Origin of the sequence: Streptococcus sp. DD04, from assembly GCF_001578725.1 — a bacterium.
GTDB lineage: Bacteria > Bacillota > Bacilli > Lactobacillales > Streptococcaceae > Streptococcus > Streptococcus sinensis.
Genome location: NZ_KQ968981.1, coordinates 31,642 through 46,847, shown reverse-complemented (window position 1 = coordinate 46,847; position 15,206 = coordinate 31,642). Strand labels below are relative to the sequence as shown.

Genomic DNA, 15,206 nt, shown 5'->3' with positions numbered 1-15,206 from the left:
ATGGTAAATTATTCAAAATCTATAATAACTTTTTTGCTCAAAAACACTTCGAAGGCTGAAAGTAGTTTCAGCTTTTAAGAAAGGAAGCCGGTTTTTAGAAACTAAAATCTAAATCTCAAAACTTATTGAAAGCGCTTTATTTTTTGTATATAATGACATTATAAAAAGAACGGAGAAAACATAGAAAAAGGAGAGATTATTTATGTCACAGATTAGCAAAGATCAATTAATTGCAAAAATCAAAGATGGCATTATCGTTTCCTGTCAAGCTCTGCCTCATGAGCCCCTCTATACGGAGGCTGGTGGGGTCATCCCTCTCTTGGTCAAGGCGGCTGAAGAAGGTGGGGCGGTTGGTATTCGAGCCAACAGCGTGCGAGACATCAAGGAGATTAAGGAAGTAACCGAGCTCCCGATTATCGGGATTATCAAACGGGACTATCCGCCACAGGAGCCTTTTATCACTGCGACTATGCGGGAAGTGGATGAGTTGGCTGCCCTTGATATAGAGGTCATCGCTCTGGACTGCACCCAGCGGGAACGCTATGATGGTTTGAAGATTGAGGAGTTTATCCGCCAAGTCAAGGAGAAATATCCGCAGCAATTGCTGATGGCCGACATCAGTACCTTTGAGGAAGGCATGGCAGCTGTAGCAGCTGGTGTTGACTTTGTCGGTACAACCTTATCAGGCTACACTTCCTACAGTCCTAAGGTAGACGGACCAGACTTTGAACTGGTCAAGAAGCTTTGTGATGCGGGAGTAGATGTGATTGCTGAGGGCAAGATTCACTATCCAGATCAAGCCAAGCAAATCCATGATTTGGGTGTCCGTGGCATTGTAGTGGGTGGAGCCATTACTCGGCCAAAGGAAATCACCGAGCGTTTCGTTGCGGCAGTAAAATAAAGTGAGGTAAAGCAATGACGACCTTAAAGTTAAATAAGCTCTACAAAAAATATCCTAATAGTGATTTCTACTCTGTAGAAAATTTCGATTTGCAAATCAAAGACAAAGAATTTATCGTCTTTGTTGGCCCTTCTGGATGTGGGAAATCTACGACCTTGCGCATGATTGCTGGGTTGGAGGATATCACCGAGGGTGAGCTCTATATTGATCAGACTCTGGTCAATGATATTGCTCCAAAGGACCGTGATATCGCCATGGTCTTCCAGAACTATGCCCTCTATCCGCACATGACAGTCTATGACAACATGGCTTTCGGGCTCAAGCTTCGCAAGTACAGCAAGGAAGATATTGACAAGCGGGTTCATGAAGCAGCGGAGATTCTGGGGTTGAAAGAATTTCTAGACCGCAAACCGGCCGATCTTTCTGGCGGTCAGCGCCAACGGGTAGCCATGGGACGGGCCATTGTCCGAGATGCCAAGGTCTTCCTGATGGATGAGCCTTTGTCAAACTTGGATGCGAAACTACGGGTATCCATGCGTGCTGAGATTGCTAAGATCCACCGCCGTATCGGAGCAACCACTATCTACGTTACCCACGACCAAACCGAGGCAATGACCTTGGCCGACCGCATTGTTATCATGTCGGCGACTAAAAATGAAGCAGGTACGGGAACTATCGGTCGTATCGAGCAAGTCGGAACTCCGCAAGAGCTCTACAACGAACCAGCTAACAAGTTTGTTGCAGGCTTTATCGGTAGTCCAGCTATGAACTTCTTTGAAGTGACAGTAGCTGGCAATAAACTGACCGACGGCGACCAGCTCAATCTTACTCTGACGGGTGGTCAAGAAAAGCTTTTGACAGGAAAAGGCTACCAAGGTAAAAAGGTAATCTTAGGTATTCGGCCAGAAGATATTTCAGCGGACTTGATTGTAGAAGATACTTTCCCTGGCGATGTGGTTGAGGCAGAAGTTGTCGTGTCAGAGTTGCTGGGTAGTGACTCAGTGCTCTACTGTAAGGTGGGGAGCCAAGAGTTTTCAGCCAAGGTAGATGCTTCCAATTATCTGGAGCCGGGTTCGAAGCTTCGCTTCACCTTCAAATTACCTAAGAGTCATCTGTTTGACAGTGAGACTCAAAAACGAATTACTTTGTAAAACAACCTAAAATGAACTGACTGACTTTATTTTAGGATAAAATAAACGTCACAGAGAAGGAGTGATCAGACTTTTAAAAGTTTAGGATTTTAATCAAATATAGGTGGACATTTGTCCCAAGGAATAACACAGGAAAAACGACTAATTATTTTATCGGTCAAATATGCAGATAAGAGCTGTTCAGGTCAGCTTGGTATCTTAATTTTAAAGGAGAAAAACAAATGAAAATGAAGAAATTGCTTTGTTCATTGGTAGCAGGAGCTGCAGTGCTTACGTTAGCAGCTTGTGGCGGCGGCGGTAGCTCAGATAAAGCAGCTAGCTCTGGTGATAAATCTGGCAAGACAGAAATTACTTGGTGGGCATTCCCAGTCTTTACTCAAGAAAATGCCAGCGATGGTGTGGGAACTTATGAAAAATCCATCATAGAAGCATTTGAAAAAGCAAATCCAGACATTCATGTCAACTTGGAAACAATCGACTTCAAGTCAGGTCCAGAAAAAATTACGACAGCTATCGAAGCTGGAACAGCACCAGACGTGCTCTTCGATGCACCAGGCCGGATTATTCAATACGGTAAAAACGGTAAGTTGGCAGACTTGAACGACCTCTTCACAGATGATTTCGTCAAAGATGTTAACAACGACAACATTATCCAAGCCAGCAAGGCTGGAGACAAAGCTTATATGTATCCAATCAGCTCTGCTCCATTCTACATGGCAATGAATAAGAAAATGTTGGAAGATGCAGGTGTCCTCAACCTAGTTAAAGAAGGATGGACAACAGCTGACTTTGAAAAAGTATTGAAAGCGCTTAAAGACAAAGGCTATACACCTGGATCTCTCTTCAGTAACGGTCAAGGTGGTGACCAAGGAACTCGTGCCTTCATCGCTAACCTCTACGGTGGATCTGTTACAGATGAAAAAGTAACTAAATATACAACTGATGATCCGAAATTTGTCAAAGGTCTTGAAAAAGCAGTGAGCTGGATCAACGATGGCCTCATGATGAATGGTTCTCAATACGATGGTGGAGCAGACATCCAAAACTTCGCTAACGGTCAAACTTCTTACACTGTTCTTTGGGCACCAGCACAAAATGGTATTCAAGCTAAACTTTTGGAAGCAAGTAAAGTAGAAGTGGTAGAAGTACCATTCCCATCAGATTCAGGCAAACCAGCCCTTGAATACCTTGTAAATGGTTTTGCAGTCTTTAACAACAAAGACGACAAGAAAGTAGAAGCAGCTAAGAAATTCGTGAAATTCATCGCTGATGACAAAGAGTGGGGTCCTAAGAACGTTGTTCGTACAGGTGCCTTCCCAGTTCGTACATCATTTGGCAAACTCTATGATGACAAACGTATGGAAACAATCAGCAGCTGGACTCAATACTACTCACCATACTACAACACCATTGACGGCTTTGCAGAAATGAGAACACTTTGGTTCCCAATGTTGCAATCTGTATCTAATGGAGATGAAAAAGTTGAACCTGCTTTGAAGACATTTACTGAAAAAGCAAACGAAACGATTACTAAAAAATAAGCAAGTTTAAAATCCGCCCCTTTTTCTGTTGTCAGTCTCTAAAAATAGAAAAAGGGGTATTTTGTTAGAAAATCTTGAAAGAGGGGTGCCTCATTGTGAAAGTCAATAAAATCAGAATGAAAGAAACCCTAGTATCATATGCGTTTTTAGCTCCAATTCTGGTATTCTTTACAGTATTTGTTTTAGCGCCTATGATAATGGGATTTATCACTAGTTTCTTTAACTATACAATGACTTCATTTACATTCGTTGGTTTTGATAACTATATTCGGATGTTCAATGATCCAGTTTTTGTGAAGTCGCTCATTAATACAGTCATTATTGTAATCGGCTCTGTGCCGGTAGTTGTGCTCTTCTCTTTGTTTGTAGCTTCACAGACCTATGAGATGAATGCTGTTTCTCGCTCCTTTTACCGTTTTGTCTTCTTCCTGCCAGTTGTTACAGGTAGTGTTGCCGTGACGGTTGTGTGGAAGTGGATCTATGATCCCCTGTCTGGTATTTTGAACTTTGTTTTGAAATCTGGTCACATCATCAACCAAAACATTTCTTGGTTGGGAGACAAACAGTGGGCTTTGGCTGCTATCATCGTTATTTTGCTGACAACATCTGTCGGTCAGCCAATCATTCTCTATATTGCAGCTATGGGAAATATCGACAACTCTCTAGTGGAGGCTGCGCGTGTGGATGGGGCGACAGAGATGCAAGTCTTTTGGAAAATCAAATGGCCGAGCCTTTTGCCAACAACGCTCTATATCGCTATCATCACAACTATTAACTCATTCCAATGTTTCGCCTTGATTCAGCTGTTGACATCAGGTGGACCAAACTATTCAACTAGTACGCTTATGTACTATCTATATGAAAAAGCCTTCAAGCTATCTGAATATGGCTATGCAAACACCATGGGAGTCTTTCTGGCGATTATGATTGCGATTATCAGTTTCGCCCAGTTCAAGATCCTCGGTAATGATGTGGAATATTAAAGAAAGGAGCCGGAATATGAAACCCCAAAAATTTAATTCATTTAAAGTGTTCTCATCTGTGATTTTAGCACTTTTGACCGTGCTCTTTGTCTTTCCATTCTACTGGATTCTGACTGGAGCTTTTAAATCTCAGCCGGATACAATTATGATTCCGCCTCAATGGTGGCCACAAAATCCGACAGCAGAAAACTTCCAGCAATTAGCCGTTCAAAATCCAGCTTTGCAGTGGATGTGGAACAGTGTCTTTATTTCACTGGCGACCATGTTCTTGGTGTGCGCGACGTCATCTCTAGCTGGTTACGTTTTGGCTAAGAAACGCTTTTACGGGCAACGGATTCTCTTTGCCATCTTTATCGCAGCTATGGCCTTGCCTAAGCAGGTTGTCCTAGTACCTCTGGTGCGGATTGTCAATTTCATGGGAATCCACGATACTCTTTGGGCAGTAATTTTACCTTTAGTTGGCTGGCCTTTCGGGGTCTTCCTTATGAAGCAGTTTAGTGAAAATATTCCGACAGAGCTTCTGGAATCAGCTAAGATCGACGGTTGTGGTGAAATCCGGACCTTCTGGAGTGTAGCCTTTCCTATCGTCAAACCAGGCTTTGCTGCTCTGGCTATCTTTACCTTTATCAACACTTGGAATGACTACTTCATGCAGCTTGTAATGTTGACCTCGCGGAACAATCTGACGATTTCGTTAGGGGTTGCGACTATGCAGGCTGAGATGGCAACCAACTACGGTCTGATTATGGCCGGTGCGGCTTTGGCGGCAGTGCCAATCGTAGCAGTCTTCCTCATCTTCCAAAAATCCTTCACCCAAGGGATTACTATGGGAGCTGTCAAAGGATAAGGCACTCAATAGAGGAAATAAGACTATGATTTTTGATGATTTAAAAAATGTGACTCGTTACAAGGGCCTTCATCCGAACCTGGATAAAGCGATTGATTATCTCTATGAGCATCGCAAAGACAGCTTTGACTTGGGACGCTATGAAGTGGATGGAGACAAGGTCTTTCTCTTGGTTCAGGATAATACGCTCAATCAAGAGGCCAATGATCAATTTGAATATCATAAAAAATATGCAGATTTTCATCTGCTAGCAGCTGGGCATGAATATTCTGCCTACGGTAGCCCGATGGTCGGTGAGACAGTGGCTTTTGATGAAGAGGCAGATATCGGCTTTGTTCATTGTCAAAATCGTTATCCTCTCTTGTTGGGTTACCATAATTTTGCGATTTTCTTTCCAGGAGAAGCCCATCAGCCAAATGGCTATGCGGATCTGGAAGAAAATGTCAGAAAGTATCTTTTTAAAGTTTTAATAGACTAGTCCTAGGCTAGCGAGATTTTTGAGTGTGCCAGGCTAGCAGAGAAAGGAGAGAGTTATGTCAGATAAGGGAACAGGACTCATCAGAGCCATATTTGATACGGATAATTTTTTCATGCAAATCTGTGAGAAAATCCTGGATTTGATGACGGTCAATCTTCTCTTTCTCTTGTCTTGTCTGCCCTTGGTGACCATTGGGATTGCCAAGATCAGCCTCTATCAAACACTTTTTGAAATCAAGGGAAACCGTCGAGTAAAAGTAATCAGAACTTACACTCGAATCTTTCGAGAAAATTGGAAGCAAGGACTCAAACTGGGCTTGCTGGAATTGGCTTTAGTCGGCTTCAGTCTCTTTGACCTCCTGCTTTTTCGGACGCAGGAAGCTCTGCCTTTCCAAGTTTTAAAGGCGGTTTGTTTTGGAATGATTATTTTTACAATCCTGCTTTCTCTTTGCGTTTATCCCTTGGCTGGTAAATTTGTCATGTCTTTTAGAGACGTTTTACAGACCAGTCTAGTGATTGTAAGTCTGAATTTTCCTTGGTTTGTTGTCATGATGGCGGTTGTAGCTGCGATCCTTGTCATCATCTACAGTTCAGGCTTTGTGCTGTTGCTAGGTTTTTCCCTCTTTGCCTTTATCGGCTTTGCAGGTCTGGCTTTTTTGCAGCTTCCTATTTTGGAAAAAATCTTTGCTAAATATAGCAGTCTATAATCTACAATTCGTACATTTGGAGAAAATTTGAAAATGAAAGATTTAAAGAAATATCACGGTGTCATACCGGCTTTTTATGCCTGTTATGACGAGGAGGGTGAAATCAGCCCGGAGCGGACTCGCGCTTTGGTGGAGTATTTCATCGACAAGGGCGTGCAAGGTCTCTATGTCAACGGCTCGTCAGGCGAATGTATCTACCAGAGCGTGGCCGACAGAAAAGTAATTTTGGAAGAAGTAATGAAAGTTGCTAAGGGCAAACTGACCATCATTGCTCATGTGGCCTGCAATAATACTAAAGACAGTATCGAGTTAGCAAAACATGCGGAAGCTCTAGGAGTTGATGCCATTGCAGCTATTCCGCCGATCTATTTCCGACTGCCAGAATACTCTGTCGCTCAGTACTGGAATGATATCAGTGCGTCTGCCCCACATACCGATTTTGTGATTTATAATATTCCGCAATTGGCTGGCGCAGCGCTGACTCCGAGTCTTTATAAGGAAATGCTGAAAAATGAGCGCGTGATTGGGGTGAAAAATTCCTCTATGCCAGTTCAGGATATCCAGACTTTTGCAGCACTTGGTGGCAGTGACCATTTGGTCTTTAACGGTCCAGATGAGCAGTTCTTGGGCGGTCGTCTTATGGGAGCAGCAGCAGGAATTGGTGGTACCTACGGGGCTATGCCAGAACTCTTCCTCAAGCTTAATCAACTGATTGCAGACAAGGAACTAGAAAGAGCCAAAGAGCTGCAGTTTGCCATTAACAACATTATCGGCAAGCTAACCAGTGCTCACGGCAATATGTATGCTGTTATCAAAGAGGTTCTCAAACTCAACGAAGGCCTGAATATTGGATCTGTCCGTGCTCCTTTGACACCAGTCGTAGAAGCAGACCGCCCAGTCGTAGAAGCAGCAGCGGCCTTGATCTGTGAGACCAAGGAGCGCTTCCTCTAAAAAGAAAGAAGGATGCTTATGGCAAATTATGTTACGATTGATATTGGCGGTACCAATATCAAATACGGCCTGATAGATGACCAAGAAACGCTAGTAGAAGCCCATGAAATACCTACGGAAGCTCAGAAGGGCGGACCAGAGATTATGCGTAAGGTTCAAAAGATAGTTGCTGATTATGCGCAGGCTGGTTCGATTGAGGGGATTTGTATCTCCTCAGCTGGAATGGTTGACCCAGACAAGGGAGAAATCTTTTACGCTGGCCCTCAGATTCCTAATTATGCTGGGACGCAATTTAAGAAGGTCTTGGAGGAGGAATTTTCCATTCCTTGCGAGATTGAGAACGATGTCAACTGTGCCGGTCTGGCTGAGGTCATGTCTGGCCATGGTAAAGGAGCAAAAATTGCTGTCTGTCTGACGATTGGGACAGGGATTGGCGGCTGTCTAGTAGCGGATGGTCAAGTTTTTCACGGCTTTAGCAACTCAGCCTGCGAAGTAGGCTATCTGCACCTGCCGGACGGAGCCTTTCAGGATGTGGCTTCGACCACAGCCTTGGTCCAATATGTCGCTGACTTGCACGGAGATGATCCCTCTCTCTGGAATGGCCGCAGGATTTTCAAAGAAGCGACCGAGGGCAATACCTTCTGTATCAAAGGAATTGACCGCATGGTAGGCTATCTGGGGCAGGGTATTGCTAATATCTGCTATGTCGTCAATCCGGAAATCGTCATCTTGGGCGGTGGTATCATGGGGCAAGAGGCCATCCTCCGACCACGTATCCAAGCAGCTCTCAAGGATGCTCTGGTGCCGAGCATAGCTGAGAAGACCAAACTAGCCTTTGCCTATCACCAAAATACGGCAGGCATGTTTGGGGCCTACTACCATTTTAAAAATAAACATCAGTAATCCAAGTAAACCTGAGGAGTGATCTCAGGTTTCTTGTGTTTTAGTAATGCTTCTTCCATCGACAGTTAGACGACTTTCAAGTGGCTGGGGTGAGTTGGGTCTGGTTCAGATTTTAAGGAGTTACATAGGAAACCAGTACAACCAGAATCTTACTCTAAGCCAGTTTAGTCATTGTTTAGAGTAAGGCTGTAAAGAACATGCAAAAAATCCAACAGGGTTCTGCTGGATTTTATTGATGTCTGCGGTAATACCCATTGAGTTTGTGGTTTTCCCAGTAACTGTTGAAGATTTTTTCCTTTCTCTCGCGGTCAATTTCCAGGAAAAAAGCGTAAAGTATGTCAATCATCAGCAACATGGGAAATTGAGCTGAGATGCGTTGGATAAACTGCGGTTTGCTTTGAATAGCAACGCTAATGATTTCGGAAAATTCATTTTTGACCTTCTGAGGCTGGCCAGTCACTAGAACTGTTTTGGCTCCCATCTTTTGAGCATCAATCAGACTGTCAATGATAGACAGCGTCTGACCGGAAAGAGAAAATCCGATAACTAGACAGTTCTTATCTAGGATACTGCTGGTCCAAGCAAAACCATCTGGGTCAGTCAAGGCCTCACAGACGACTCCTAACCGCATAAAGCGCAGCTTCATATCGCGAGCGACTAGACCAGAGCTGCCTGTACCAAAGAAATAAACACGATCGGCTTCCTCAATCAGTTGAGCTACTCGTTGTAGCTTCTCTTCGTCGACCAATTCTTCGGTTTGCTGGCGGATTTGTGCATAGCTGCGTAAAACGTGGCGAGATAGGTCATGTTGTAGATTTTCGACTTTCTCTTCATGGCCCTGCAACTGGTGAAGGTATTGGAAGTTAAATTCCCGATAGCCCTTAAACCCGCATTTTTTAGCAAAGCGGGTCAAGGCTGCTTGTGAAATGTGCAGAGTGTGAGTTACCTGAAGAGAAGATAAGTCGTCGTAGACGCTGTTAGGGTTCAGGAAGTAGTTGGCAATTCGTTTTTCTAAGTCCGTCATACTATCAAAGGAGCTTTCAATTATCGTTAAGATATTTTGATTATTTTCCATAGTTGTTACTTTCTTCACTAATAATATTATAGGATAAATGTTTTACAGAACATATCTCCATTATAACATAGCTCCGTAAGAATAAAGTAATGTAGGACTGGAAAATACTAGGGGAAGTAGTGTTTATCTGCGCCTCATTCTTTAGTGGGTTCTCATTAATAAACTTCCTTGAATCCTCTCTTCAGTAGACAAGCAAAGCAATGGCAAGACCACGACGAATAGCTTGAAAAGTGTTATAATTTACACAGGAAGAATTCACAGCTGTTTTGGGAAATGAAAGAGATAGTGAAATCAATGGCAAATGCGCCTCTTGAAAAAATGCAGCTTCCAATTCTTTCAAATATTCTTTGTCCAACTTGTGGAAATCAGTAGAACTATATTGTGAGGTGTTTATGAAAATGAATGAATTAGGGCAGTCCATCGGGGATGCTCTGCCGGATTTTAAGCCGGGGGAATTGCCCAACCTGGAGCGAATAGAAGGCCAGTATGCTGTCGTTGAGCGTCTGTCCAAGGACAAGCATGGGGCGGATTTATATGAATTGTACGGTCCGGATTCGCCTGCGGACATGTGGACCTATCTCTTTCAAAATCCTGTTCAAAGTCAGGATGAGTGGTCAGCCTTGCTAGATCAGATGCTGGAAGCTCCAGATCGTTTTTACTATGCCATTGTGGACAAGGAGAGTGGCAAGGCGCTGGGAACTTTCGCTTTAATGAGGATTGACCGAGGCAACCGTGTCATTGAGGTGGGGTCTGTGACCTATTCGCCCAAGTTAAAACGAACCAGACAAGGGACTGAAGCCCAGTACTTGCTGGCGCGCTATGTCTTTGAAGAGTTGGAGTATCGCCGCTACGAATGGAAATGCGATGCACTCAATCAGCCTTCAAGACGGGCAGCAGAGCGGCTTGGTTTCACCTACGAAGGCAGGTTTCGTCAGGCAGTTGTTTATAAGGGGCGCAACCGAGATACTGACTGGCTGTCCATGATTGACAAGGATTGGCCGGCCGTCAAGAGTCGTTTGGAGAAATGGCTGAGCCTAGACAATTTCGATGAAAAGGGGCAACAAATAAAAGCCTTGTCTGAGTTTTAAAATAAGAAGCAGCAATCCTTGCTGTAGAGCGGGCTAAGAAGGATTTCTAACTCGCGGTAAGAATCAAAATACTACTCTTCAAAAAACAAATTCAAACCATCATGTTTGTATTGCTTTGTCGTACTTTTAATACTTCCTTGCAGAAGTTTCAGCTATAACCTCAAAACGGTGTTTTAAACTATCTGCGGCTAGCTTCCTAGTTTGCTCTTTAATTTTTGTTGAGTAGCAACAAAAATCTCTCAAGAATGAAGGAAGATTGTGAGTCAAGGAAAGATTATTAACATTTTTGGTTCTCTGGTGTCGGCATCAAGGATGCAGGAAGCGAATATTCAGGACGTCAGCTAGAGCGGTGATTTGGCTCCGATTGGTGAAATCGAGAAAACCTGTCGTTAGACTATTTCTGACCTCAAAGAAATCGCCTACTACATCAAAATGATGCTCGAAGAAGTCGAATGGGAAAGGCTAGTTCAGATGATGAAGGTGAAGTAAGATGGCAAAATCGTTAAAAGTTTACAGCAAAAATAGGAGATATAAGATCAGCTCAGGGCTTATTTAACGGGAATGATAGGGTTCGTTGATGTAACGAAGTAAGAAAATAGTGTTCAAGAGAGGAGTCTTCTTCTCTTTTTGCTTTTTAATTTTGATAAAAAGCGAGAATTTTCTGAAAAATTTTGGTATAATAAAACGAACTACAGATAAAGGATGAGAAAGAATGACTTTAGTTTATCAATCAACGCGCGACGAGAAGAATAGAGTAACAGCCAGTCAGGCAATTCTGCAGGGCTTGGCAACAGACGGCGGGCTCTTTACGCCGATTACCTATCCGCAGGTCGATTTGGACTTTGCCAAGCTCAAAGACGCTTCTTATCAGGAAGTAGCCAAGTTGGTTTTGTCTGCTTTTTTGGATGATTTTTCTGAAGCAGAGCTGGACCACTGTATCAATCATGCCTACGATAGCAAGTTTGATGATGCGGCGATTGCTCCTTTGATCAAGCTGGATGGTCAGTATAACCTAGAGCTTTTCCACGGAGCGACCATTGCCTTCAAGGATATGGCTCTGTCCATTCTGCCTCACCTGATGACAACCGCAGCTAAAAAGCACGGCTTGGAAAATAAAATTGTCATTTTGACGGCGACTTCTGGTGATACAGGTAAGGCGGCTATGGCAGGCTTTGCGGACGTTCCGGGGACTGAGATTATCGTCTTTTATCCGAAAGACGGTGTCAGCAAGGTCCAAGAGCTGCAAATGACGACGCAGACAGGTGCCAATACGCATGTTGTTGCCATTGACGGCAACTTTGATGATGCCCAGACCAATGTTAAGCAGATGTTCAATGACACAGACCTAAGAGCTCGTCTTCTGGAGCACAAACTGCAATTTTCATCAGCCAACTCCATGAATATCGGCCGTTTGGTGCCTCAGATTGTTTACTATGTCTATGCTTATGCTCAACTGGTGAAGACGGGAGAAATCACAGCAGGAGACAAGGTCAACTTTACCGTTCCGACAGGGAACTTTGGGAATATCCTGGCGGCCTACTATGCCAAGCAAATCGGTCTGCCGGTTGGCAAGCTGATCTGCGCTTCTAATGAAAACAACGTCCTGACAGACTTCTTCAAGACTCAGGTGTATGACAAGAAGAGGAGCTTTAAGGTGACGTCTAGTCCGTCCATGGATATTTTGGTTTCTTCTAACTTGGAGCGTTTGATTTTCCATCTGTCTGGTAACAGCGCTGAGAAAACAGCTGCTTTGATGGCGGCTCTGAATGAGCATGGACAGTATGAACTGACGGACTTTGACGCTGAGATTTTGGAATTATTTGCGGCTGATTATGCAACAGAGCAAGAAACGGCTGCTGAAATCAAGCGGGTTTATCAAGTGTCCAACTATATCGAAGACCCTCATACAGCCGTTGCGTCTGCTGTCTATCAAAAATACTTGGCAGAAACAGCTGATCAGCGCAAGACTGTTATCGCATCTACCGCTAGTCCTTATAAATTCCCAGTCGTGGCTGTTGAGGCTGTGACTGGTCAGACAGGACTCAGTGACTTCGAGGCTTTGGCTCAGCTGTACGAACTTTCTGGCGTAGCCCTGCCACCAGCTGTAGATGGCTTAGAAACAGCCCCAGTGCGTCACAAAACCACAGTCGCTGCCGACCAAATGCAGGCCGCAGTCGAGGACTACTTGGGCTTGTAAAAAATGCTTAAAAAGCCTAAAATCAGCTGGATATCTGGCTGATTTTTTCTTGGGACGTCCTATGGAAGAAAGGGAGGCAGGTTATGATTAAAAGGAAGAATTTTCGTCATGACAACTTATAAAAAAATCATGAACATTGCTCTGCCGGCTATGGCGGAGAATTTTTTGCAGATGCTGATGGGAATGGTCGACAGCTATCTGGTGGCCAGTCTTGGGCTGATTGCAATCTCTGGTGTCTCGGTGGCCGGCAACATCATTACCATTTATCAGGCGATTTTTATCGCCCTGAGTGCTGCTATTTCCAGTCTCATTTCCAAGACTCTGGCGCAAGGGGACAAGGAGTGTTTGGCCTATCATACAGCTGAAGCCATCAAGCTGACGCTGCTTCTGAGCCTTCTGTTGGGGCTGATTTCCCTGCTCTTTAGCAGGCAGATGTTGGATCTTCTGGGGACGGAAAAGGCGGTGGCTGAAGCAGGCGGTCTTTATCTGGCTCTGGTTGGTGGGACTATTGTCTTGTTGGGCTTGATGACTTCCTTTGGAGCTCTGGTGCGGGTTATGCGCAATCCAAGGATTCCCATGTATGTCAGTCTTCTGACCAACGTCCTCAATGCCCTCTTTTCCGGTCTGGGGATTTATGTCTTTCGGCTTGGTATTGTCGGCGTAGCGCTGGGGACGGTGCTGGCTCGCTTGGTTGGCGTGCTCCTTCTCTGGCGGGAGCTGGATTTGTTCACTATCCGCTGGAGTTGGGGCTTAGATCGAGAGCTCTTGCGTCTGTCTCTACCGGCTGCTGGAGAGCGGCTCATGATGCGGGCGGGTGATGTAGTAATCATCGCCATTGTGGTCACCTTTGGGACGGATGCGGTAGCGGGGAATGCTATCGGTGAAGTCCTGACCCAGTTTAACTACATGCCAGCCTTCGGGGTCGCGACAGCAACGGTCATGCTGGCAGCCCATGCGGTTGGCGAGGGAGATATGCAAGCGGTCGATCGGATTCGTCAGCGGAGTTTTTGGCTGTCTTTTGCTTGCATGCTCCCCTTGGCGCTTGGGATTTTCGCCCTTGGTCGGCCGCTGACCTTGCTTTATACGGACAATAGCGGAGCTCTTGCAGCCAGTCTTTTAGTCATATTCTTTTCCTTGCTGGGCACTCCCATGACAGTAGGAACCGTGATTTACACGGCGGTTTGGCAAGGGCTGGGCAATGCTAAGCTTCCCTTTTATGCTACGACGATGGGCATGTGGCTGATTCGGATTATCGCTGGCTATTTGCTGGGCGTGACTTGTGGCTGGGGTCTGGCTGGAGTTTGGGTTGCCACCCTTTTGGACAATGGCTTCCGCTGGCTGCTTTTAAAAACCTTATATCATAGAAAAATGAGGAAAATCACATGACAACAACGTTTATTTGGGATTTGGACGGTACTTTGCTGGACTCCTACGATGCTATTTTGGCAGGGATTGAGGAAACTTATGCTCACTATGGTCTGGACTTCGACAGGGCGAGTATTCACAGCTATATCCTAAAGCACTCTGTGCAGAAGCTCTTGGAAAAAGTAGCGTCTGAGAAAGGTCTGGATGCTGCCGAGATGAATGTCTTTCGTGGAGCAAGTCTAAAGGAAAAGAATGCCCAGGTCCATCTGATGAAAGGAGCTGCGGAGATTCTGGCCTGGTCTGAAGAGCAGGGCATTGCCCAGTTTGTCTATACCCACAAAGGACTCAATGCCCATCAAATCTTAAAAGACTTGGGGATTCATGACTATTTTACAGAAATCATCACAACAGCCAATGGCTTTGAGCGCAAGCCCCACCCAGAAGGTGTTGACTATCTGCTTGAGAAATATGGCCTGGACAAGCAGGAAACTTACTATATCGGCGACCGGACGCTGGATGTGGATGTCGCTGCCAACAGTGGCATCCAGAGCATTAACTTCTGTGACTACCGACCAGAAATCAATCAGAAAATAGAGAAGCTGATGGACATCAAGCAATTATTTACAAGATAAAAAGCAGACCCGAACTGATCCACTATCAGTCTAGCCTGCTTTTTCTTTTAGAAAAGACGAGTGATTTTTTAAAGATAGGAAAGTTGGAGATTTCCCCAACAAAACTTTCTTTATGTGAACAAAATATGTGTAGTAAGTATTGAATAAAAAAGGTAATTGATAAGTTTATTGTTAGGTCAAGAGATGATATAATTTAATTAATTATAAATATTTAAAAGAGGGAAGACCATGACCTTAGTTAATAAAATTGAAAATGCTATAAAAGAGTTAGAAGGAGGAAGGTTTCAAAAACTAGGAGATGAATACCTAAGAAAAAAATACAATTTTAAAATTGTTTCATTAGGTTCACAAGAAGGAACAGATAAAACAACTAAAGGGACTCCAGATT

At 44.3% G+C, this 15,206-nt stretch carries 14 protein-coding genes and 2 pseudogenes; 15 read left to right on the top strand and 1 reads right to left on the bottom strand.

Features of this window, described 5'->3' with window-relative positions:
- Positions 1–202 precede the first annotated feature (202 nt).
- From STRDD04_RS09270 to STRDD04_RS09230, 9 genes are all read left to right on the top strand, one after another.
- On the top strand, positions 203–901 hold the full coding sequence (locus STRDD04_RS09270; RefSeq protein ID WP_062201721.1) for an N-acetylmannosamine-6-phosphate 2-epimerase: 699 nt from the start codon (positions 203–205) through the stop codon (positions 899–901).
- 14 nt (positions 902–915) lie between these two features.
- Positions 916–2,052 carry an ABC transporter ATP-binding protein gene (locus STRDD04_RS09265; RefSeq protein WP_062201719.1) on the top strand — a complete coding sequence of 379 codons (1,137 nt, stop codon included), beginning with the start codon at positions 916–918 and terminating at the stop codon, positions 2,050–2,052.
- A gap of 221 nt (positions 2,053–2,273) precedes the next feature.
- On the top strand, positions 2,274–3,593 hold the full coding sequence (locus tag STRDD04_RS09260; protein ID WP_062201717.1) for an ABC transporter substrate-binding protein: 1,320 nt from the start codon (positions 2,274–2,276) through the stop codon (positions 3,591–3,593).
- A gap of 95 nt (positions 3,594–3,688) precedes the next feature.
- On the top strand, positions 3,689–4,576 hold the full coding sequence (locus tag STRDD04_RS09255) for a carbohydrate ABC transporter permease (protein ID WP_037616474.1): 888 nt from the start codon (positions 3,689–3,691) through the stop codon (positions 4,574–4,576).
- Positions 4,577–4,592: 16 nt separating this feature from the next.
- Positions 4,593–5,423 carry a carbohydrate ABC transporter permease gene (locus tag STRDD04_RS09250; RefSeq protein WP_062201715.1) on the top strand — a complete coding sequence of 277 codons (831 nt, stop codon included), beginning with the start codon at positions 4,593–4,595 and terminating at the stop codon, positions 5,421–5,423.
- Positions 5,424–5,448: 25 nt separating this feature from the next.
- Positions 5,449–5,901, top strand: a complete 453-nt coding sequence (locus STRDD04_RS09245) for a NanQ anomerase/TabA/YiaL family protein (RefSeq protein ID WP_062201713.1) — start codon at positions 5,449–5,451, stop codon at positions 5,899–5,901.
- A 55-nt stretch (positions 5,902–5,956) separates the two neighbouring features.
- Positions 5,957–6,607: a DUF624 domain-containing protein gene (locus tag STRDD04_RS09240; protein WP_062201711.1), complete on the top strand. Its 651-nt coding sequence runs from the start codon at positions 5,957–5,959 to the stop codon at positions 6,605–6,607.
- A 33-nt stretch (positions 6,608–6,640) separates the two neighbouring features.
- Positions 6,641–7,558 carry a dihydrodipicolinate synthase family protein gene (locus tag STRDD04_RS09235; RefSeq protein WP_062201709.1) on the top strand — a complete coding sequence of 306 codons (918 nt, stop codon included), beginning with the start codon at positions 6,641–6,643 and terminating at the stop codon, positions 7,556–7,558.
- Positions 7,559–7,576: 18 nt separating this feature from the next.
- Positions 7,577–8,461: an ROK family protein gene (locus STRDD04_RS09230; protein WP_062201810.1), complete on the top strand. Its 885-nt coding sequence runs from the start codon at positions 7,577–7,579 to the stop codon at positions 8,459–8,461.
- 229 nt (positions 8,462–8,690) lie between these two features.
- Here STRDD04_RS09230 and STRDD04_RS09225 read toward each other — a convergent pair whose 3' ends face one another.
- Complete coding sequence (locus STRDD04_RS09225) at positions 8,691–9,536, bottom strand: MurR/RpiR family transcriptional regulator (protein ID WP_062201707.1); 846 nt, start codon at positions 9,534–9,536, stop codon at positions 8,691–8,693.
- Between the two features lie 392 nt (positions 9,537–9,928).
- Between STRDD04_RS09225 and STRDD04_RS09220 the strand changes: the two genes are divergently transcribed.
- The 6 genes and pseudogenes from STRDD04_RS09220 to STRDD04_RS11735 all read left to right on the top strand — a co-directional run.
- Entirely contained in the window at positions 9,929–10,624 is a 696-nt protein-coding gene (locus STRDD04_RS09220; RefSeq protein ID WP_062201706.1) for a GNAT family N-acetyltransferase, read from the top strand.
- A 258-nt stretch (positions 10,625–10,882) separates the two neighbouring features.
- Positions 10,883–10,966 (top strand): annotated as a pseudogene (locus STRDD04_RS11200) (V-type ATP synthase subunit A); the annotation flags it as partial.
- 370 nt (positions 10,967–11,336) lie between these two features.
- Positions 11,337–12,821: a threonine synthase gene (thrC, locus tag STRDD04_RS09215; RefSeq protein ID WP_062201704.1), complete on the top strand. Its 1,485-nt coding sequence runs from the start codon at positions 11,337–11,339 to the stop codon at positions 12,819–12,821.
- A 108-nt stretch (positions 12,822–12,929) separates the two neighbouring features.
- Positions 12,930–14,207: an MATE family efflux transporter gene (locus STRDD04_RS09210; RefSeq protein WP_062201702.1), complete on the top strand. Its 1,278-nt coding sequence runs from the start codon at positions 12,930–12,932 to the stop codon at positions 14,205–14,207.
- Positions 14,204–14,818 carry an HAD-IA family hydrolase gene (locus STRDD04_RS09205; RefSeq protein WP_062201699.1) on the top strand — a complete coding sequence of 205 codons (615 nt, stop codon included), beginning with the start codon at positions 14,204–14,206 and terminating at the stop codon, positions 14,816–14,818. The genes STRDD04_RS09210 and STRDD04_RS09205 overlap by 4 nt, the downstream gene beginning before the upstream one ends.
- A 228-nt stretch (positions 14,819–15,046) precedes the next feature.
- Positions 15,047–15,206: pseudogene (locus tag STRDD04_RS11735) on the top strand (glutamate dehydrogenase); the annotation flags it as partial.